The organism is Nocardioides bizhenqiangii (genome assembly GCF_034661235.1).
GTDB classification, from domain to species: domain Bacteria; phylum Actinomycetota; class Actinomycetes; order Propionibacteriales; family Nocardioidaceae; genus Nocardioides; species Nocardioides bizhenqiangii.
On record NZ_CP141059.1, the window covers coordinates 47425 to 66366 of the forward strand.

Consider the following 18942-nt stretch of genomic DNA (forward strand, 5'->3'; position numbering starts at 1 on the left):
GCGAATCATGGCCAGCCTGCCGCAGACCGCGCGCAGTGAGCGCACTCGGGAGGCACTGCGGCGCGCCGCCATGGTGCGGTTCCTGGCGCAGGGGGTCGAGGACACATCGGCCGAGCAGATCGCCGCGGACGCCGGCGTGTCGCTCCGCACGTTCTACCGGCACTTCAACTCCAAGCACGACCTGCTGTTCGCCGACTACGACGCAGGACTCCAGTGGTTCCGGCACGCCCTCGCCGACCGACCCGCCGGCGAGCCGATCGTGGAGTCGGTCCTGGTCGCGGTCTTCGCGTTCCCGTACGACGCGGAGGCGGTCACGCAGATCGCGAACATGCGTGCCAACGAGCTCGACCCCGGCCGGATCGTCCGACACATGCGGGAGGTGCAGGCCGACTTCGCGCACGCGATCCGCGACCACCTGGCCCGCCGCAGCGGGGACCCGGAGGGCGAGGCACTCGAGATCACGGTGACCGCGCGCTGCGTCGCGGCTGCTGTCTTCGCCGGCATGGAGGTGTGGATGCACCGGGAGGAACGCTCCCTGGACGACCTCGCCGTGACCTGCCGCACCGCCCTCACCTGGATCGATCGAGGACTGCCGATCCACTAGCCGATTCAGCTGAGCCGGGATACTGAGCGGCATGTCCCACGCACCGATGCCCGGCGCCGAGTCCCTCGTCGAGCCGTTGCGCTCGCGGTGGAGCCCGAGCATCTTCGACGCGGAGCACCGGCTGCCGACCGCCGCCATCGTCACGCTCCTCCACGCCGCCCAGTGGGCTCCGAGCAGCGGCAACCTGCAGCCGTGGCGGTTCGTGGTGTGCGAGCGCGGCAGCACGCCGCACCAGGCGCTGGTGCCGCACCTGAGCCGCGGGAACTCGGGCTGGGTGCCGCGGGCGTCGGTGGTCTTCCTCTCCGCGACCCAGGTCGAGGACGCGCCCGACAAGGCGGCCGACGACAAGCCGGTCGACGTCCCGATCAACATCTACTGCGTCGGCCAGGCAGCTGCCCACCTCAGCCTCCAGGCGCACTCGATGGGCCTGTGGGTGCACCAGTTCCGCGCCTTCGACAAGGACCCGGTCGCCGCCGCCCTCGGGGTGCCGCCGTGGTGGCGGATCCTCGCCGGCATCGCGGTCGGCGTCCGCGGCAACCCCGCCGGCGTCCCCGAGCGAGACCGCGAGCGGGAGCACCGGGTGCGCGCCCGCAAGCCGCTCGCCGAGATCGCGTACGGCGACGCGTGGGAGGTGCCGTGGGAGGGCGCTCTCAACCAGCCCTGACCGCCGCCAGGATCTCGGGATCAACCTGCAACACTTGCCCGATGACGACGTTCCACGACTTCAAGGCGGCCGACATCAACGGGGCCGCGATCGACCTCGCGTCGTACGAAGGCTCGGTCGTGCTGGTGGTGAACACCGCCTCGCAGTGCGGGTTCACCCCGCAGTACGCCGGGCTCCAGCGGCTCCACGACAGCTATGCCGACCAGGGCTTCGCGGTGCTCGGGTTCCCGTGCGACCAGTTCGGCCACCAGGAGCCCGGTGACGAAGCCGAGATCGCGGCCTTCTGCGAGAGCGAGTACGGCGTCACCTTTCCGATGTTCGCCAAGATCGAGGTCAACGGCGACGACGCCCACCCGCTCTACCAGTGGCTCAAGAGCGAGCAGAGCGGCCTCTTCGGCGGTGCGATCAAGTGGAACTTCACCAAGTTCCTGATCGGCCGGGACGGCTTGGTGGTCAACCGCTACGGGTCGACCACCAAGCCCGGCAAGATCCGCCCCGACATCGAGGCAGCTCTCGCTTGACGTCCGGCGCCTGACGAGAGGCTCAGGCTGGCAGCCTCAGGATGGCGAGGATCGCGTTCAGGATCTGCCTGATCTGGCGGAGAACCCCCACGTTGTCCAGCAGCCCGGCGATGGCGCAGAGCAGGTTGCCGAGCAGGTTGCCCGGGCCTGGCGTGGCCACGATGTTGAGGACGATCCGGTTGAGGTGGACCTCCAGCCCCAGCAGGTTGAGGTCGAGCGGCCCGAGGACCAGGTTGAGGATCTGGCAGCTGGATGGTAGCTGGCGAGCACCGACCCGGTCACCCTCGATCCGCTTGACCGGGATGGCGATCCGTCGGTTCTCCTCGCCGCGGAGCTCACCGTCGCCGTTCCTCAGAACCGCGTGCAGCCGGCCGATCGCGACCAGCTTGCCGGCCCGGTTCTCGAACCGGCGCGGGGTGAACCACCCGCGGACGGTGCCGGACCTTCCGTAGGTTCCGTACACCCACGACCGGGCGTCACCGAATTCCGATCCGAGGACCGGTCGTTGAGCGATCGACTGCTGGGTCGACACGGCGGTGTCCGCCGCCGATCGTGCCTGGGCCGGCGCGCTCCCGGGCGCCAGCAGCGCCGCGGCGACCACTGCTGCCATCAGCAGGGCCAGGCGCATGCGTAGTTGATCAAACATCTTCTTGCTCCCTCCACAGAACGGCGGAGTTCGCCGCTCCCTCCGGCGGGCGGTGCCCACAATCGTCCGGGGCAAACGATCACCGGACGAAACAGGCGCAGGTGCGGGCTCAGGGGCGTCAGACCCCGGCCGGAGCGAGCTTCTTGCCGAGGTCGTCGTCGAGGTCGTCGTCCTCCGACGCCGGTAGGAGAGGGAGGGAGTCGCGCTCGAGCGAGGTGCCCTCGACGTCGACGTTCGGCAGGATCCGGTCCAGCCACGCCGGCAGCCACCAGGCCTTCTCGCCGAGCAGGTACAGCACCGCCGGGATCAGCGCCATCCGGACGATGAAGGCGTCGAACAGGATCGACGCGGCCAGCGCGAAGCCCATCGACTTGACCACGGCGTCCTCCTCGAGCATGAACCCCGCGAAGACGGCGATCATGATCGTGGCGGCGGCGACGACCACCCGTGCACTGTTGCGGAAGCCGTCGACGACCGCCTCGCGGGTCGAGAGCCCGTGCACGTGCGCCTCGCGCATCCGGGTCACCAGGAACACCTGGTAGTCCATCGCCAGGCCGAACACCATGCCGATCAGGAAGATCGGCATGAAGCTGACGATCGGCTGGCCCTCGAAGATGCCGAGGGCGCCCTCCTGGAAGACGGCGACCGTGGCCCCGAGGGTGGCCAGCACGGAGAGCAGGAAGCCCAGGGTCGCGGTGAGCGGCACCAGGATCGAGCGGAAGACCAGCATCAGCAGGATGAACGCCAGGCCGACGACCACCGTCAGGTAGATCGGCAGTGCTCCGGTGAGCCGGTCCGAGACGTCGGTCGTGATCGCGGTGAGGCCGGTGACGCCGGTCGTCGTGCCGGTCTCCTCCTCGATGTCGGCCTGGCCGTCGCGCAGCGCGTCGAGCAGGTCGAGGGTGGCGGGGTCGTCGGGCCCGGACTCCGGCGTGACCTGGATCATTGCGCCGGTGCCGGCCTGGTTGGTCGCCACCAGGGTCGCGTCCGCGACGTCGTCCTGGCCGGCGGCCCACGCGGCGACGTCCTCGTAGGCCGCCTGGCGGCCGGCGTCGTCGGCGATGTCACGCCCGTCGACGACGACCAGCAGCGGGCCCTCACGACCGGGGCCGAACGCCTCGGTCATCAGGTCCGACGCCTGGCGCCGGGTGGTGTCGCTCGGGGCGGTGCCGTCGGTCGGGAAGGCGAGGTACATCTGGCCGATCGGGATCGCCAGCGCGCCGAGGCCGATGACGATGACGGCCACGAACGCGATCGGCGCCCGGCCCACGAGCCGGCCCCAGCGCACGCCGTTGTTGATGACCAGGCCCTGCTCGTCGCGCTTGACCCGCTCGCGGCGGATCCGCCCGCGGAACGTCCACGACTTCAGCATCCCGAGGATCGCCGGGAGCAGGGTGAGCGCGACCAGGACCGCGATCAGCACCGTCGCGGCCGCCGCCAGGCCCATCGCGGTCAGGAACGGGATCCGCACGATCGCCAGCGCCGAGAGGGCGATCAGCACCGTCAGGCCGGCGAAGACGACCGCCGAGCCCGCAGTGCCGACGGCGATGCCGGCGGCATGCCTGCGGTCGTCGGTGTGGCGCAGCTCGCTGCGGTAGCGGGCCAGGATGAAGAGCGTGTAGTCGATGCCGACCGCGAGGCCGATCATCGTGGCGAGCATGGGCGTGCTGGTGCCGATGTCGGTGATCGCGGTCATCGCGGTGATGCCGGTCATGCCGAGGCCGACGCCGAAGATCGCGGTGAGGATCGGCATGCCCGCGGCGATCGCGGAGCCGAACGTCAGCAGGAGGACGACGAGCGCGATGCCGATGCCGATCAGCTCGGCGGCGCCGCCCGGCGGCGACATCGACTGCATGCCGGGGCCGTTGGCCTCGACCACGAACCCCTCCGCCCCTTGATCGGAGTGCTCGGCGAAGAGCTCCTCGGCCGCCTCGATCGTCGTCGGCTCGATGTCGCTGGGGGACTCGACGTCCCACTCGAAGGAGAGGACGCCGATCCGGCCGTCCTCGGAGAGCGGGCTGAACGCCGGCGGCGCGTCGGCCGCGGCGACGTTCGGGTCGACCAGGCCGGGGTTGTCGGCGACATCGTCGCTCATCTGCGGGAGCGAGGGGATCGCGGCGATCAGGTCGGCGATCCGTGCCTGGTACGACGGCTCGTCCAGGGTGTGCCCGTCGGGCGCGGCGACGACGACGTTGACGGTGGCGTCGTCGAACGCGTCACCGGCCTCGGGGAACAGCTCCTGCTGGAGGTCGGCGGCCGCCTCCGACGGGATGCCGGGGATGGTGAACTCGTCCGACATCGGCTTGGAGAACGCCGCGGCGACGCTCCCGAGCACGACGGCGAAGACGAGCCACCCGGCGATGAAGAGCGGCCACCGCCGGAAGGCGGTCGTGCCGAGGCGGTAGAGCATGCGGGCCATGGGGGTCTCCGTCAGTCGATGAGGACGGCGCGCGCGTCGCGCACGGCGTCGGTGATCAGGTCGGGCAGCGGGCGGTTGAGGTCGGGCTCCGACCGGTCGAGCACGGAGTCGACGATCGTGATCAGCAGCTGGACGAGCAGCCGGGCGCGCGTCGCGCCGTACTCCTCGCCCTCGCGTTGGAGGATCAGGTCGATCGCCATCTCGGTCCTGGCCTCGAACCGCTCGTGGGCGATCGCGATCACCCGCGGGTCGCGGCGCATCACGTTGCGGCGCAGGTGGACGAGCTCGAGGTCGGTGCCCTTCTCCTGCAAGGCCTCGCCCGCGATGTGCACGAGATCGTCGAAGAGGCGGCCGGTCGGGCCGCCCGCGACGAACACCGCCACGGTCTCGTCGGGGAGCTCGTGGTCAGGACCGAGCACGACGTCGGCCTTGCCGTCGAAGTAGTTGAAGACAGTGCGGCGCGACACCCCGGCCGCGGCCGCCAGGTCGTCCATGGTCCAGCCGTCCAGGCCCTTGTCGCGGGTGAGCTCCAGGGCGCACCACTCGAGCCGCCGGGTCGTCTCGACCCGGCGCGCTTCCCACTTGGTGGCGGCGGACTCGGACATAGAGACAATCCTTGCACTCCGAGGTCAGAGAGTGCAAATCTGTGACGCCCGTCACGCGAAACTCAGATGAGCCGACCCAGGCTCTGACCTAGGCTCGGCGGTCGTGTCCACGACCGACTCCTCCCGTGGCGGCCTGCCGGTCGGGATCATCCAGATCTCGCTGGCGGGGGTGCTCTGGGGGACCGGCGGCCTGACGCTGCAGGTGATCAGCGACCGAACCCCGCTGTCGTTCGTGACCATCAGCGGCTACCGGATGCTGATCGCGTCGGTCGCGCTCGTGGCGGCAGTCCTCCTGCTCCGCCGCCGGGCCGAGCTGGTGGCGCTGCTGCGCGCGGCCCCGGGCACGGCCTGCCTGGTCGGCGTCGGCACTGGCGCCTACCAGGCGCTCTACTTCGGGGCGGTCGTCGAGGTCGGGGTCACCGTCGCCACCGTCGTCAGCCTCGGTCTGGCGCCGGTGCTGCTGACCGCCGCGGAAGCACTGCGGGACCGCCGCCATCCCGGCACCCGGCGGGTGGGCGTCGTCGCGGTCGCGCTCGTCGGCCTGGTGCTGGTGAGCGTCGCCGCCGGCGGCACGGAGACCGGCCCGCGCCCGGGGCTGGGGGTGGTGCTCGCCATCGCGTCCGGCACGACGTACGCCGCCACGACCGCGCTCGGTCGCCCGCTCTCGCAGCGCACGGATCCGCTCGCACTGACGACCGTCGCGACCACGGCCGGCGCCGTGGCGCTCGTCCCGGCCGCGTTGGTCGTCGGCGGACCGCTCACGACCGGCGACCCGGTGGCGCTGGGCGCGCTGGCGTACCTCGGCGTGATGACGATGGCGCTCGCCTACGGCCTTCTCTACGCCGGCCTCCGCACCACCTCGAGCGCGGCCGCGGTGATCGCCAGCCTGCTCGAGCCGGTGACCGCGGCGATCGTCGCCGCGCTCTTCCTCGACGAGCGGGTCGGCGGGCTCGGCGTGGTCGGCATCGTGCTGGTGCTGGCCGCCGTCGCCGGCGCCGGACGCGAGCCGGTGGCGGAAGCCGGGCCAGCGGCCAAGGTCAGGACGTCGCCGGACTGACCAGGCCGTGGTCGTAGGCGTAGACGATCGCCGCCGGCCGGTCGCGGAGGTGCAGCTTGGTGAAGATGCGGCCGATGTGGCTCTTGACCGTGAGCTCGGAGATGACCAGCTCGGCCGCGATCTCGCCGTTGCTGCGCCCGATCGCCATCGCCCGCAGCACCTCGAGCTCGCGGGGGGTGAGCGCGTCGACGACGCCGTTGTCCGCCGGTGTCGCCTGTGCGCTGGCGCGGTAGCTGCGCAGCACCCGCCCGGTCACGGCCGGGTCGAGCCACGAGTCGCCGGCCGCGACCGCGCGGACGCCGCGGATCAGGTCGTCGGCGGAGGAGTCCTTGAGCAGGAACCCGGCGGCGCCGGCCCGGATAGCGCCGGACAGCATCTCGTCGTCGTCGAACGTGGTCAGCACGAGCACGGGTGGGGCGCCGGGGTCCTCGGCCAGCAGCCGGGTGGCGGTGATGCCGTCGACCTCGCGCATCCGCAGATCCATGAGCACGACGTCGGCGCCAGGGTCGCCGTCCACGGCGAGACCGGCGAGGGTGCGCGGGATCTCCGCGCCGTCCGCACACTCGGCGACGATCTCGAAGCCGTCGCGCCGGCGCAGGATCCGGCGCAGCCCGGACCGGACCAGCTCCTGGTCGTCGACCAGCAGCACCCGGACGGGCACGGTGGTCTGCTCGGTCACGAGGTCGCCCCGGTCGGGGCGGTCGGCAGGGTGGGTGCGGTCGTTGCGTTGGGCACCGTGCCGGCCAGCCGGCCGAGGCCGGGCACGGTGTGGCCGCAAGGGAGCTCGATGCCCCGCTGCCCGAGCCGCACGTCGACCAGCCAGTCGTCGCCCTCCGGGCCGGCGGTGAGGGCGGCACCGAGCTGCGCGGCGCGGGCGTGCATGCCGGCCAGCCCCGACCCGAGGCCGTCGGCACGGCGGGCGCGCGAGCCGTTGAGCTCGTTGCGTACGACGAGCCGCGCGCTTCCGCGGCCGACCGTCAGCGAGACATGGGCGGTGCTGCCGGGTGCGTGCTTGGCGACGTTGGCGAGCGACTCCTGTGCGATCCGGTAGAGGCCGAGGCCGGTGGCGTCGGCCAGCTGGGTGAGGTCGCCGCGCTCGTCGTACTCCACGTGCAGGCCGGCTTGGTCGACCTCTCGCACCAGGGCGGCGATGTCGGCGGCACCGGGGAGTGCCTGGCGGTTGGCCGCCCCGTCGGTCATGCCGCTCACCGTGCGGCGGATGTCGGCCATCGCCCGCCGGCCCACCTGCTCGGCGTCGGAGAGGGCGGCGTCGGCCTCGCCGACCGCGTCGTCGGCGGTCGCCGCTCCGGTCGCGACGTCGCGCAGCGCGTGCCGCGCGCCGGTGATGTGCAGCAGGGTCACGCTCAGCGAGTGGGCGACCAGGTCGTGGATCTCGCGCGCGATCCGTTCTCGCTCGGCGGTCGTGGCCTGCTGCCAGGTCGCGTTCCGCGCCTCGCGCTCAGCGACCAGCGCCCGCATCTGCCACAGCAGCATCGCGCCGACGACGAACCCGACCTCCAGCAGGATCGCGTGGACGGGGAACCCGACGATGCCGGGACCGAAGACCACAGCGGCGCCGAGGATGGCGTAGGAGATGCCCCAGACGGCGATGCCCGGTCGCAACCCGTCGCGGGCCGTGATCTCCGCGGTGACGAAGGCGAGCAGGCCGGGCACCGCGTCGATCGGTGTCCGGTCGAGGTCGGGCGCCACCGACAGCATCCAGCCGGCCGCGACGAGCGCGGGGAGGCAGTCGAGCCACCACGGCAGCCAGTAGCCGAAGCCGAGCTGGACGACCGGTGCCATGAGCACCAGCGGGATCGTGAGGAGGAGCGGGTCCGGGGTCCAGAACGCGTCGCGGAGGGCGAGCGCCAGCACCACGCAGGCCAGCTGGCCCCCGAACGAGGCGACCGGCACCCACCAGGGGTAGAGGATCCCGCGGGGCTGGCAGTTGGCCTCGATGCGGTCGCGCACGGCGCGCAGCAGGCCCCAGGTCATGTCCACCAGCGTAGGCACCGGCGTGGTTCGCGTCATCCGACCGCAGAGGTCTACGCCCTCCTACCAGGGTCGGACGCCGCCCGGTCAGGAATGCCTGCCGTCGCGCGATGTCGGGAGGGGTGGCCCGTGTCTAGCGTTCTCGGTACCGAAGACCAACGAGGACGGTGAGCACCATGACCTGGAGCGAGACCAAGCGCCGGTGGCGCATCCTGCGCGAGATCGAGGACCTCTTCGTCGCCGACCCGACGGCGGAGCTGCCCTGGACCGAGGAGTACGGCGAGCTGTTCGGCGACCGGGACGGGCTGGTGGCCTCGCTGCGCTATCGCTGGCAGCTCACCCGTGACGCCCAGCTCGACACCCACTCGCCCGAGCCTGCCTGGGACGAGCAGCACGGCCGGGTCGAACGCCGTACCCGGCACCTGCTCGCGATCCTGGACAGGGCCGTGGCCCGGGACCAAGGTGGGGAACGTGCCGTTGCGTGAGTTCGCCGCCTGGACGCTGGCCCACGGGCTGCAGCGCCGCGTCCTGCAGCGCGCGGCCGCGAAGGGCGACGTGATGGCGCTGCTCGCGACCGACCCCGCCTTCTACGACGATCCCTACCCCTCCTACGAACGGCTCCGTGCCGACGGCCCCGTCGTACGCAACGGCTTCGTCGCCGGCACCGTCGACCATGCGGTCGCCAACGCGATCCTGCGCAGCGACGACTTCGGCACCGGCGCCGGACAGGGGGAGCTCCCCGCACCGATGCGGAGGCTGCACGGGCTGGTCCGCGATCCCGACACCCTCAGCCCGGTCGACCCGCCGTCGATGCTGGCGGTCGACCCGCCGGTCCACACCCGTTACCGGCGGCTGGTCGCGCGCGCCTTCACCGCCCGGAAGGTCGGCCGGATGGCCGACCGGGTCCAGGACGTGGCGAGCCGGCTCCTCGACGACCTCGAGCGCGAGCCGACCTTCGACCTGGTCGGGCGCTACGCCGCGCAGCTCCCCGTCGCCGTGATCGCCGACATCCTCGGTGTCCCCGACGCCGAGCGCAGCCAGGTCCTCGGTTGGGGCAACCACGCGGCGACCACTCTCGATCCCGGGTTGAGCTGGGCGGAGTACCGCCGCGCCGCGACGGCGCTCCGCGAGATGCACGCCTGGTTCGGCCACCACCTCGAGCGGCTGCGCCGCAACCCCGGTGACGACCTGCTCAGCCAGGTGCTCCAGGACCCCGAGGCCGCCGAGCTGACCGAGGAGGAGCTGCACGCGATCGGCCTGCTGGTGCTCGGGGCCGGTTTCGAGACGACGGTCAACCTGATCGGCAACGCGGTCGTCCTCCTCGACGCGCACCCGGACCAGCTGGCCCGGCTGCAGGCCGACCCCGACGCCTGGGCCGACGCCGTCGAGGAGGTGCTGCGGTACGACGCACCCGTCCAGCTGACGATGCGGGCGGCGGTGCGCGACACCGAGGTCGCCGGCCACCGGATCTCCGCGGGCGAGGCGGTGCTCGTCTACCTCGGCGGTGCCAACCGGGACCCGGCGGCGTTCGCCGACCCCGGCACCTTCGACGTACGACGCAGCAACGCCGCCGACCACATCGGGTTCTCCGCCGGCGTCCACTTCTGCATCGGCGCGAGCCTGGCGCGGCTGGAGGCCACGGTCGCGCTCCGCACGCTGTACGAGCGCTACCCCGACCTCCGCGTCGTCGGCCGGCCCGAGCGGCGCACGACCCGGGTGCTGCGCGGCTGGGAGTACCTGCCGGTCTCGACCGTCGCGCGGGTGCCCGCCTGACGCACGCCGAGCTTGTCGAGGCGCCTCGACAAGCTCGGCGTGCGGACACCCGGAACCGATCGGCGGGGGCCGCACGTCAGAGGCCCATGACTCCCCGAACCTCAGCGGCCGCCATCGCCGTCTTCCTCTCCACCGCGCTCCTGACCTCGTGCTCCGACGACCCCGATCCCGACAGCAGGCGGGGGATCGACGCCCGGGCCTACTACGAGGACTACGAGTCCGTCATCGAGGACGACGGCGCGGTGAACTACTCGGCCCAGCCGACGACGGAAGCCGAGGACGCCAGCGGTGAACCGCCGCTTCCGCCGGCTCCGAACGAGGACAACTTCTTCCGCGACCACGGCACCAGCGGGTTCGTGGAGACGGCGACCGACGCGCGCTCGACGTTCGCTCTCGACGTGGACACCGGCTCCTACGGCGTCGCGCGCAACCTGCTCGGCCAGGGCTTCCGGGTGCCGCCGGCCGGGATCCGCGTGGAGGAGTGGGTCAACGCCTTCGAGTACGACGACCCCGCCCCCACCGACGCCGACCTCGGGCTGACGACCGAGACCGGCCGGGCCCCGACCCTCGAGGACGGCACCCAGCTGGTGCGGGTCGGCATCTCCGCCCGCGAGGTCAGCACCGCAGACCGTCCCCGGGTCAACATCACGCTGGTCGTCGACCGCTCCGGCAGCATGGACATCCGCGAGCGGCTGGGCCTGGTGCAGTCGTCGCTGGCGCTCCTGGCCGACCGGCTCGACCCCGACGACACGGTCTCGGTCGTCTCGTTCGAGGACCAGGCCCGGCCGCTGCTCCCGCCGACGCCGGTCAAGGACACCGAGGCCATCCTCGCCGCGATCGAGGAGCTGGAGCCGGGTGGCAGCACCAACCTCGAAGCAGGCCTCCGGCTCGGGTATGACATCGCCCGGGAGACGGCGTCATCGGGCGACCCCGAGGCGGTCAACCTGGTCGTGCTCGCCTCCGACGGCGTCGCCAACGTCGGCCACACCGGACCGGGCTCGATCGTCGAGACCATCCAGGAGGAGGGCGCCGACGGCATCCACCTGGTCACCGTCGGCTACGGGCTGGGCAACTACAACGACCACCTGATGGAGCAGCTCGCCGACCTCGGTGATGGCTTCTACGCCTACGTCGACACCTACGCCGAGGCCGAGCAGCTCTTCGGCGAGGACCTGGTCACGACGCTGACGCCCGTCGCCGGGGAGGCTCGCACCCAGGTGGCGTTCGACCCCGAGCTGGTGACGTCGTACCGGCTGGTCGGCTACGACAACCGCGCGATCGCCGACGAGGACTTCACCGACCCCGGCACCGACGCGGGCGAGCTGGGCGCCGGCCACCACGCCACCGCTCTCTACGAGGTGCGGCTCGCCCCCGGTGTCGAGCCGGGCGCGGTCATCGGCACCGCGGCGGTCCGGTGGAACCAGGTCGGCACCGGCAGCACTGAGCGGCAGCAGGAGGCGGTGATCGACCTGGTCGCCGCGGACGAGGAGTCCGCGCCGTCGTACCGGCTCGAGCTCGCGGCGACCGTGGCCGACCTGGCCCAGGTGCTCAAGCACGCGGCACCGTACGCCGACCGGACGGTCACGCTCGACGGCATCCTCGACCGGGCCCGGGCGCTCGCGGAGGTCGACGTGGCGGGCGCCGACGATCTGGTCACCGTCGTGGAACAGGCGATCGCGGTGGAGTGAGCCTCGCCACCAACTTTACAACTCGGCAGGTCTTGTCAAGGACGTTTACAAACACTACCGTCTTGTCAAACGCGACGAGTTTGGAGAGAGATCGATGGAGACCTCTGGGATGAATCCCGAGCAGCTCGGCAAGACCGTTCCTGACGGCACCACCGAGGTGTGGAAGGACAAGAAGCGGTACCTCTGGCTGCTGGGCCTGATGGTGCCCGGCTTCGGGCTCATCGCCGTGGCCACCTACTTCTACCTCGACTGGTGGTGGCTGCTGCTCGCCGGCCCGCTCCTCATCAACGTGATCATCCCGGTGCTGGACCTCGCGCTCGGGCTCGACCCGTCCAACCCGCCCGACGACGTCATCGAGCAGCTCGAGAGCGACAAGTACTACCGGTGGGTCGTCTACATGTACCTGCCCATGCAGTTCGCCATCCTGATCGGGGGCGCGGCCATGCTCGGCGACATCAATCCCGTGCGCTGGCTGGCCGACCTGTTCGGCACGACCGGTGGCATCGCCGACGTGCTGGGCTCGGGCCTCGTGCGCGACCTGGCCGACGACCCGCTGACCTGGTGGGAGAAGGTCCTGCTCGTCATCTCGCTCGCCGGCGTGCAGGGCATCGGCATCAACACGGCGCACGAGCTCGGCCACAAGAAGGAGTCGGTCGAGCGCTGGCTCTCCAAGATCGCGCTCGCGCCGACGTTCTACGGCCACTTCTACATCGAGCACAACCGCGGCCACCACGTCCGGGTGGCCACCCCGGAGGACCCCGCGTCGTCGCGGCTCGGCGAGTCGTTCTGGATGTTCTGGCCGCGCACCGTCTCCGGCTCGCTCAAGAGCGCCTGGGAGCTCGAGGCCAAGCGCTACCGGCGCAAGGGCACCCACCCGTTCCACATCGGCAACGACGTCCTCAACGCCTGGCTGATGTCGCTCGCCCTGTACGGAGCGATCACCCTGATGTTCGGCTGGCAGGTCCTGCCGTACCTCGCGATCACCGTCGTGTTCGGGTTCTCGCTGCTCGAGATCGTCAACTACCTCGAGCACTACGGCATGAAGCGCCAGAAGGTCGGCGAGAAGCAGCGCTACGAGCGGGTGCTGCCGATGCACAGCTGGAACAGCAACAACATCGTCACCAACATCTTCCTCTACCACCTGCAGCGGCACAGCGACCACCACGCCAACCCGACCCGGCGCTACCAGACCTTGCGCGACTTCAAGGAGTCGCCCGCGCTGCCCACCGGCTACGCCGGGATGCTGACCCTGGCGCTGTTCCCGCCGCTGTGGCGCAAGGTGATGGACCCGCGCGTCGTCGACCACCTCGACGGCGACGTCACCCTCGCCAACATCCACCCGCGCAAGGTCGACAAGTACCTGAGGAAGTTCCCGCCGCCGGCCGAGCACGACGTGCACGCCGAGGACCACTTCGCCCAGCAGTTCGAGGGCGAGGTCTTGGCGGCCCGGTGCCCCGGCTGCGGCTACGTGTACGAGGTCGCCGCGGGCGACGAGCACGAGGGCTTCCCTGCCGGCACGGCGTGGGCCGACATCCCCGAGGAGTGGTGCTGCCCCGACTGCGGCGTCCGCGACAAGATCGACTTCGCGCCGTTCGACCCGGAAAGGGTGGACGCGTCATGAGGATCCACGCCGACCTCGAGAAGTGCGAGGGCCTCGGCATGTGCGAGGCGATGGCCAACGACTACTTCGAGGTCGACGAGGACCCTGTCCGCGGAGACCAGGTCAACGTCCTCGACGACTCGCCGCCGGAGTCCGACCGGGCGCACGTGTACGCCGCGGTCCAGGCCTGCCCGGTCCTCGCGCTGACGCTCGCCGACTGATCGAGGGGACTGAGGGCCGGATGTCTATCCTCGCTCGTGTGAGCACTACGCCGTCGGCACCCACGCAACCGGTCGCCGTCGGAAGGCTGCGCGACCGGCTCTGCGACGCCGCCGTCGTGGTGATCACGAGCGAGGGCTGGGCGCGCGTCACGATGGCGCGGCTCGCCGACGAGGTGGGCGTCAGCCGGCAGACGGTCTACAACGAGATCGGCACCAAGGCCGACCTCGCCGAGGCGGTGGTGCTCCGCGAGCTCGACCGGTTCCTGGCCGGCGTCATCCGCTCGTTCGACGAGAACCCCACCGACCTGATCCAGGCGATCCGCGACTCGGCCCGCCGGGTCCTCAAGTACGCCCAGAACAACGCCCTGCTGCACGCCGTCGTCTCGGCCACCCACGGCGCCGACACCGAGCTGCTGCCCCTGCTGACCACCCACGCCGAGTCGCTGCTCGTGGGAGCCAAGATGGTGGTCGGCGAGCGGGTCGCCGGCTACCGGATCGACCTCGAGCCGGACCGGCTCGACGCCGTCATCGACATGGTGGTCCGGCTGGTGCTCAGTCACGTCATGCAGCCCTCGGCCGACCCGGCCACCACGGCGGACGACATCGCGTGGGTCGCCGAGCGCGTCCTGGGCTGATCGCCCCTCGTCCCGGCTCGGGATGCGAGAGACTCGACGCCGAGATTTCGGTTTCCCAACTACCCTCGGTGGGGGAGGGAAGTTCCATGGGGGTTGCGCAGCACCGTGCGCGACGCGCGCTCGTCTGCGCCGTCGCGTTGGTCGGTGCTGCCTGCGCGGCGCCCGCCGACGAGCCCGAGGACGAGACCAGCAACGCCGCTTCCTCGACGAGCACGGAGCCGAGCAGCACCACGTCGGGACCGGTGCAGATCATGTACGAGCGTCCGACCGTCGACCCGCCTGGTGAGCTGGACGCGAGCATCGTCGGCGACGACCTGCTCGTCATCGGGTCGGAGACACTGCCCGAGGAGCTGGTCGAGCAGATCGGCCGGATCCAGGTCCGGGGCGAGCCCGGAGTCGTCGCGATGCACCAGTTCTCACTGACCCAGATCCCGGTCGAGAACAAGGTCCTCGACGTCGCTGCGGTGGACCCGGCGGAGTATCGACGCTTCACGGTGTCCGACAGCGCGCAGCTCCAGGACCAGTGGGACCGGGTGGCCGGAGGTGAGGTGGCGGTAGCGCTCGAGCTCAAGGGCCGAGTCCCGCTCGACGAGGAGGAGTACCTCGCGTTCGCCACCGGCGGGACGACCCACAAGCTGCACGTCGGCGCCTACGGTCAACAGGTCGGCACCATCGATGCCGTCGTCAACGAGGGCTGGGCAGAAGAGCTGGGCATGGTTCGCGGCAACGCCCTCGTCATCAGCACGGGCGGCGTTTCTCCGCAGGCGGTCAACGAGCGGCTGACGAAGCTGATCGACGAGCGGACCACGGTCTACGGACTGGACGCGGTCGCCGAGTACGGCCTCGACACCGACGCTGTCCAGGTCGCCAACACGGTCGGAACTTTCGCCGAAGCAGTCGGCGTCTTCAGGTACACCGTGATCGGCGGCGGGCGCATCGCCCCGGAGCCGGCCTGGGTCCGCGAGCACATCGTCACGGAGACGCTGCCGCTGCTCGGCAAGATCACCTGCAACAAGTACATGATGCCGCAGCTCCGCCATGCAATGGAGGAGATCGCGTTCTCGGGCCTGGGGCCCGAGATCAAGTACCACGTCGGTTGCTTCTACCCGCGCTTCATCGCAGGCTCCACCACGCTCTCCAACCACTCGTTCGGGCTCGCCATCGACATCAACTCCCTCGAGAACCAGCGCGGCACCGTCGGCGAGATGCACCCGCAGGTGGTCGACATCATGAAGAGGTGGGGCTTCGCCTGGGGCGGCGACTGGAATTACACCGACCCCATGCACTTCGAGCTCGAGCGGATCGTCGAAGCCCGCTGACGGACGCCCGCCAACCGTGACAGTCGTTGTGTCATGATCGGCCGCATGACGGGCGAGAGCTTCGAATTGGGTCAGGGCACCGGCCCGCTGCGCGGGATCAAGGTCGTCGAGATCGCGGGCATCGGGCCCGGCCCGCACGCCTGCACCATCCTGGCCGACCTCGGCGCCGACGTGATCCGGGTTGAGCGGCCGGGTGGCCAGATGCTCAGCGGCGGCAGCCACGACCTGCTCACCCGGGGCCGGCCGAGCGTCGCGCTCAACCTCAAGGACCCCGCCGCAGCTGGAGTGGTCCTCGACCTGGTCGCCGACGCCGACGTGCTCGTCGAGGGCATGCGCCCCGGGGTCGCCGAGCGGCTCGGCATCGGACCCGACGCCTGCCTCGAGCGCAACCCGCGGCTGGTCTACGGCCGGATGACGGGGTGGGGCCAGCACGGCCCGTGGAGCCAGGCGGCCGGCCACGACATGAACTACATCGCGATCACCGGCACCCTGCACGGCCTCGGTCAGGTCAAGGAGAAGCCGCAGTTCCCGGCCAACCTGGTGGGGGACTTCGGCGGCGGCTCGACATACCTCGTCATCGGCGTCCTGGCCGCGCTGCTCGAGGCGAAGGTCTCCGGCGAGGGACAGGTCGTCGACGCCGCGATCGTCGACGGCACCGCGCACCTCAACACGATGCTCGCCGCGTTCCTCGCCGCGGGGACGTTCAAGGAGGAGCGGGTAAGCAACCTGCTCGACGGCGGGGCGCCGTACTACAGCATCTACGAGACCGCGGACGGCGAGCACATGTCGGTCGGCTCGCTGGAGCCGCAGTTCTACGCCCTGTTCGTCGAGCTGCTCGGCATCAAGGACCAGGCGCCCGGCCAGTTCGAGTTCGACCGGTTCGACGAGATGCGGGACCTCATCGCGGCCCGGTTCAAGGAGAAGACCCGCGACGAGTGGTGCGCGATCTTCGACGGCACGGACGCCTGCGTCGCGCCGATCCTCAAGTTCAGCGAGGCCGTCGACCACCCGCACATCAAGGCCCGCGAGATCCTCGTCGAGAAGGACGGGATCGTGCAGCCGCAGCCGGCGCCGCGGTTCTCGCGCACCGAGGCGAAGCTCGGGATGCCGCCGGCACCCAGGACCGGCGCCCACACCCGCGCCGCGCTCACCGCATGGGGCATCGACGACGTCGACGGCCTGATCGACCGCGGGATCGCCGTCCAGGCGGACGACTAGCCAGTTCCGACCCTGGTCGGAGGACGGCATCGCCGAACCCGTGGAAACTAGGCGCATGGAGCACGAGCACGTCGACGTCCTCATCATCGGCGCCGGTCTGTCCGGCGTCGGCGCCGCCGCCCAGGTCCGCGAGCGGCTGCCGAAGAAGACGGTCGCGGTGCTCGAGTCCCGCGCCGCCAAGGGAGGCACCTGGGACCTCTTCCGCTACCCCGGCATCCGCTCGGACAGCGACATGTTCACCTTCGGCTACACCTGGCGTCCCTGGCAGAGCGACGTCGCGCTCGCCGACGGACCGCTGATCCGCGAGTACATCGACACCGTCGCCGAGGAGTACGACGTCGACCGGCTGATCCGCTACCAGCACCGGATCACCCGCGCGGAGTGGGACACCGACCGGGCGCGCTGGACGGTGACGGCCGTCGTCGGTGACCCTGCGGCCGGCGAGACGGTCACGTTGACCGCGAGCTTCCTGTGGTCGTGCGCGGGCTACTACCAGTACGAGAAGGGCTTCCAGCCGACCTGGCCGGGGATGGCCGACTTCCAGGGCGAGATCGTGCACCCGCAGCACTGGCCCGACGACCTCGACTACGCCGGCAAGCGGGTGGTCGTGATCGGCAGCGGGGCGACCGCGGTGACGCTGGTGCCGGCGATGGCCACTGGTCCGGGGGCGGCCGAGCACGTGACGATGCTGCAGCGGACTCCGACGTACGTCCTCACCCGGGCCCGGCACGACCCCGTCGCCCGGCTGCTCAATCGGCTGCGGATGCCCGACCGGGTGATCTACCGCGCCGCGCGCTGGGCCAACATCCTCCAGGCCGTGGGGTTCTACAAGTTCAGCATGCGCTGGCCGCACCGGGCCAAGGCGCTGATCCGTAAGGGTGTCGCCCGCCAGCTCCCCGAAGGCGTGGATGTCGACGAGCACTTCTCGCCGCCGTACAACCCGTGGCAGCAGCGGCTGTGCTTCGTCCCCAACAACGACCTGTTCAAGGTGCTGCGGAGCGGCGACGCGTCGATCGTGACCGACACCATCAACACGTTCACGCCCGACGGCGTGCGGCTGGTGTCCGGCAAGGAGCTGCCGGCGGACCTCGTGGTGACCGCGACCGGCTTCCAGATGCAGCTGCCGTTCGGCGGCATCGAGTTCGTCATCGACGGCGAGCCGCTGGACCTGCCGTCGAAGATGGCCTACAAGGCGCTGATGCTGAGCGACGTCCCGAACTTCTTCTTCACGCTCGGCTACACCAACGCGTCGTGGACCCTCAAGGCCGACCTGGTGATCGACTACGTGTGCCGGTTGCTCGCCCACCTCGACCAGCACGGCTTCCGCACGGCGGTGCCGGTGCCCGACGCCGCTGTCGAGCGGCGGCCGCTGATGCTGTTGAGCTCGGGCTACATCCAGCGCTCGGCGCACCTGCTGCCCAGTGAGGGCGACCGTGCACCGTGGCGGCTCGACCAGAACTACCTGGTCGACCGGCGCGTCATCAACCGCGCCAGGATCGACGACGGAGTGCTGCGCTTCGGCTAGGAGCGGGCTCTTAGCCGGTCGGCGGCGACGTCGTATCGGCCCCGGTTGGCCACGATCCGAGCGGCGTGCTGCTCCGCCCAGATGCGGATCGCGTCGATCGGCGCGAGGAGGTCGCGGCCGAGCTCGGTGAGCTCGTACTCCACCCGCGGCGGGACCTCGGCGAAGACCGTGCGGGTCACCACGCCGTCGCGTTCGAGAGCCCGCAGCGTCTGCGTGAGGACCTTCGGCGTGATGCCTTCGATCCGCGAGCGCAGCTGGGAGAACCGAATCGCTCCGTCGGCCAGGGCGACCACGATCAGGACCGTCCAGCGGTCACCGATCCGGTCGAGAACGACGCGCGACGCGCACTCTCGTGCGAACGCGTCGGGCGGGAGATCCATGGTTTCCACCAGGTATCTATAGCACGTTGAAGTACTCAGTATCCAATGGATACCGTCACGCCGATCACACCAATC

General features: G+C 70.9%; 19 protein-coding genes. 13 read left to right on the top strand and 6 right to left on the bottom strand.

Translation table 11 applies throughout. The annotated features are described in order from the left end of the window. Positions 1 to 7 precede the first annotated feature (7 nt). The 3 genes from SHK19_RS00255 to SHK19_RS00265 are packed head-to-tail and all read left to right on the top strand — an operon-like array spanning position 8 to position 1789. Positions 8 to 604 carry a TetR/AcrR family transcriptional regulator gene (locus tag SHK19_RS00255; protein ID WP_322454191.1) on the top strand — a complete coding sequence of 199 codons (597 nt, stop codon included), beginning with the start codon at positions 8 to 10 and terminating at the stop codon, positions 602 to 604. 31 nt (positions 605 to 635) lie between these two features. Then, positions 636 to 1268: a nitroreductase family protein gene (locus tag SHK19_RS00260; protein WP_322454190.1), complete on the top strand. Its 633-nt coding sequence runs from the start codon at positions 636 to 638 to the stop codon at positions 1266 to 1268. Between the two features lie 41 nt (positions 1269 to 1309). Further along, a complete protein-coding gene (locus SHK19_RS00265) occupies positions 1310 to 1789 on the top strand; it encodes a glutathione peroxidase (protein ID WP_322454189.1) in 480 nt (159 codons plus the stop codon). A gap of 22 nt (positions 1790 to 1811) precedes the next feature. Here SHK19_RS00265 and SHK19_RS00270 read toward each other — a convergent pair whose 3' ends face one another. The 3 genes from SHK19_RS00270 to SHK19_RS00280 all read right to left on the bottom strand — a co-directional run bounded on the left by SHK19_RS00270 (position 1812) and on the right by SHK19_RS00280 (position 5459). Continuing rightward, positions 1812 to 2417 carry a hypothetical protein gene (locus SHK19_RS00270; protein ID WP_322454188.1) on the bottom strand — a complete coding sequence of 202 codons (606 nt, stop codon included), beginning with the start codon at positions 2415 to 2417 and terminating at the stop codon, positions 1812 to 1814. Between the two features lie 136 nt (positions 2418 to 2553). Next, positions 2554 to 4854, bottom strand: a complete 2301-nt coding sequence (locus tag SHK19_RS00275; protein WP_322454187.1) for an MMPL family transporter — start codon at positions 4852 to 4854, stop codon at positions 2554 to 2556. Between the two features lie 11 nt (positions 4855 to 4865). Beyond that, complete coding sequence (locus tag SHK19_RS00280; protein WP_322454186.1) at positions 4866 to 5459, bottom strand: TetR/AcrR family transcriptional regulator; 594 nt, start codon at positions 5457 to 5459, stop codon at positions 4866 to 4868. 103 nt (positions 5460 to 5562) lie between these two features. Between SHK19_RS00280 and SHK19_RS00285 the strand changes: the two genes are divergently transcribed. Further along, complete coding sequence (locus SHK19_RS00285; RefSeq protein WP_322454185.1) at positions 5563 to 6516, top strand: DMT family transporter; 954 nt, start codon at positions 5563 to 5565, stop codon at positions 6514 to 6516. On the opposite strand, the gene SHK19_RS00290 is transcribed toward SHK19_RS00285, so the two are convergent. Next, positions 6497 to 7195: a response regulator transcription factor gene (locus SHK19_RS00290; RefSeq protein WP_322454184.1), complete on the bottom strand. Its 699-nt coding sequence runs from the start codon at positions 7193 to 7195 to the stop codon at positions 6497 to 6499. The two genes, SHK19_RS00285 and SHK19_RS00290, sit on opposite strands and share 20 nt — an antisense overlap. Then, a complete protein-coding gene (locus tag SHK19_RS00295) occupies positions 7192 to 8511 on the bottom strand; it encodes a sensor histidine kinase (RefSeq protein WP_322454183.1) in 1320 nt (439 codons plus the stop codon). The genes SHK19_RS00290 and SHK19_RS00295 overlap by 4 nt, the downstream gene beginning before the upstream one ends. A gap of 173 nt (positions 8512 to 8684) precedes the next feature. On the opposite strand from SHK19_RS00295, the gene SHK19_RS00300 reads away from it, so the two are divergent. From SHK19_RS00300 to SHK19_RS00340, 9 genes are all read left to right on the top strand, one after another. Then, positions 8685 to 8993 (top strand): hypothetical protein, encoded by a 309-nt coding sequence (locus tag SHK19_RS00300; protein ID WP_322454182.1) that lies wholly within the window; start codon positions 8685 to 8687, stop codon positions 8991 to 8993. Further along, positions 8980 to 10281: a cytochrome P450 gene (locus SHK19_RS00305; protein ID WP_322937518.1), complete on the top strand. Its 1302-nt coding sequence runs from the start codon at positions 8980 to 8982 to the stop codon at positions 10279 to 10281. Before SHK19_RS00300 ends, SHK19_RS00305 begins: the two co-directional genes overlap by 14 nt. Before the next feature lie 86 nt (positions 10282 to 10367). Then, positions 10368 to 11969 (top strand): vWA domain-containing protein, encoded by a 1602-nt coding sequence (locus tag SHK19_RS00310; RefSeq protein WP_322937519.1) that lies wholly within the window; start codon positions 10368 to 10370, stop codon positions 11967 to 11969. 94 nt (positions 11970 to 12063) lie between these two features. Beyond that, positions 12064 to 13590, top strand: coding sequence for a fatty acid desaturase (locus tag SHK19_RS00315; RefSeq protein ID WP_322937520.1), 1527 nt, complete (start codon positions 12064 to 12066; stop codon positions 13588 to 13590). After that, positions 13587 to 13790, top strand: coding sequence for a ferredoxin (locus tag SHK19_RS00320; RefSeq protein WP_322454178.1), 204 nt, complete (start codon positions 13587 to 13589; stop codon positions 13788 to 13790). Before SHK19_RS00315 ends, SHK19_RS00320 begins: the two co-directional genes overlap by 4 nt. Before the next feature lie 38 nt (positions 13791 to 13828). Further along, positions 13829 to 14425 carry a TetR family transcriptional regulator gene (locus SHK19_RS00325; RefSeq protein ID WP_322454177.1) on the top strand — a complete coding sequence of 199 codons (597 nt, stop codon included), beginning with the start codon at positions 13829 to 13831 and terminating at the stop codon, positions 14423 to 14425. A gap of 86 nt (positions 14426 to 14511) precedes the next feature. Then, complete coding sequence (locus SHK19_RS00330; RefSeq protein WP_322454176.1) at positions 14512 to 15744, top strand: M15 family metallopeptidase; 1233 nt, start codon at positions 14512 to 14514, stop codon at positions 15742 to 15744. A 45-nt stretch (positions 15745 to 15789) separates the two neighbouring features. Beyond that, positions 15790 to 16962: a CaiB/BaiF CoA transferase family protein gene (locus SHK19_RS00335; protein WP_322937521.1), complete on the top strand. Its 1173-nt coding sequence runs from the start codon at positions 15790 to 15792 to the stop codon at positions 16960 to 16962. Positions 16963 to 17017: 55 nt separating this feature from the next. Beyond that, positions 17018 to 18487 (top strand): flavin-containing monooxygenase, encoded by a 1470-nt coding sequence (locus SHK19_RS00340; RefSeq protein WP_322937522.1) that lies wholly within the window; start codon positions 17018 to 17020, stop codon positions 18485 to 18487. On the opposite strand, the gene SHK19_RS00345 is transcribed toward SHK19_RS00340, so the two are convergent. After that, positions 18484 to 18867: a winged helix-turn-helix transcriptional regulator gene (locus tag SHK19_RS00345; RefSeq protein ID WP_322938722.1), complete on the bottom strand. Its 384-nt coding sequence runs from the start codon at positions 18865 to 18867 to the stop codon at positions 18484 to 18486. The two genes, SHK19_RS00340 and SHK19_RS00345, sit on opposite strands and share 4 nt — an antisense overlap. Positions 18868 to 18942 lie beyond the last annotated feature (75 nt).

What these genes read in the sequence shown, in the direction of transcription:
- SHK19_RS00310 (WP_322937519.1), top strand. Translation starts at nt 10,368, where the DNA reads ATGACTCCCCGAACCTCAGCGGCCGCCATCGCCGTCTTCCTCTCCACC.
- SHK19_RS00320 (WP_322454178.1), top strand. Translation starts at nt 13,587, where the DNA reads ATGAGGATCCACGCCGACCTCGAGAAGTGCGAGGGCCTCGGCATGTGC.
- SHK19_RS00265 (WP_322454189.1), top strand. Translation starts at nt 1,310, where the DNA reads ATGACGACGTTCCACGACTTCAAGGCGGCCGACATCAACGGGGCCGCG.
- SHK19_RS00330 (WP_322454176.1), top strand. Translation starts at nt 14,512, where the DNA reads ATGGGGGTTGCGCAGCACCGTGCGCGACGCGCGCTCGTCTGCGCCGTC.
- SHK19_RS00280 (WP_322454186.1), bottom strand. Translation starts at nt 5,459, where the DNA reads ATGTCCGAGTCCGCCGCCACCAAGTGGGAAGCGCGCCGGGTCGAGACG.
- SHK19_RS00295 (WP_322454183.1), bottom strand. Translation starts at nt 8,511, where the DNA reads ATGACCTGGGGCCTGCTGCGCGCCGTGCGCGACCGCATCGAGGCCAAC.
- SHK19_RS00270 (WP_322454188.1), bottom strand. Translation starts at nt 2,417, where the DNA reads ATGCGCCTGGCCCTGCTGATGGCAGCAGTGGTCGCCGCGGCGCTGCTG.
- SHK19_RS00345 (WP_322938722.1), bottom strand. Translation starts at nt 18,867, where the DNA reads ATGGATCTCCCGCCCGACGCGTTCGCACGAGAGTGCGCGTCGCGCGTC.
- SHK19_RS00255 (WP_322454191.1), top strand. Translation starts at nt 8, where the DNA reads ATGGCCAGCCTGCCGCAGACCGCGCGCAGTGAGCGCACTCGGGAGGCA.
- SHK19_RS00340 (WP_322937522.1), top strand. Translation starts at nt 17,018, where the DNA reads ATGGAGCACGAGCACGTCGACGTCCTCATCATCGGCGCCGGTCTGTCC.
- SHK19_RS00275 (WP_322454187.1), bottom strand. Translation starts at nt 4,854, where the DNA reads ATGGCCCGCATGCTCTACCGCCTCGGCACGACCGCCTTCCGGCGGTGG.
- SHK19_RS00300 (WP_322454182.1), top strand. Translation starts at nt 8,685, where the DNA reads ATGACCTGGAGCGAGACCAAGCGCCGGTGGCGCATCCTGCGCGAGATC.
- SHK19_RS00335 (WP_322937521.1), top strand. Translation starts at nt 15,790, where the DNA reads ATGACGGGCGAGAGCTTCGAATTGGGTCAGGGCACCGGCCCGCTGCGC.
- SHK19_RS00315 (WP_322937520.1), top strand. Translation starts at nt 12,064, where the DNA reads ATGGAGACCTCTGGGATGAATCCCGAGCAGCTCGGCAAGACCGTTCCT.
- SHK19_RS00260 (WP_322454190.1), top strand. Translation starts at nt 636, where the DNA reads ATGTCCCACGCACCGATGCCCGGCGCCGAGTCCCTCGTCGAGCCGTTG.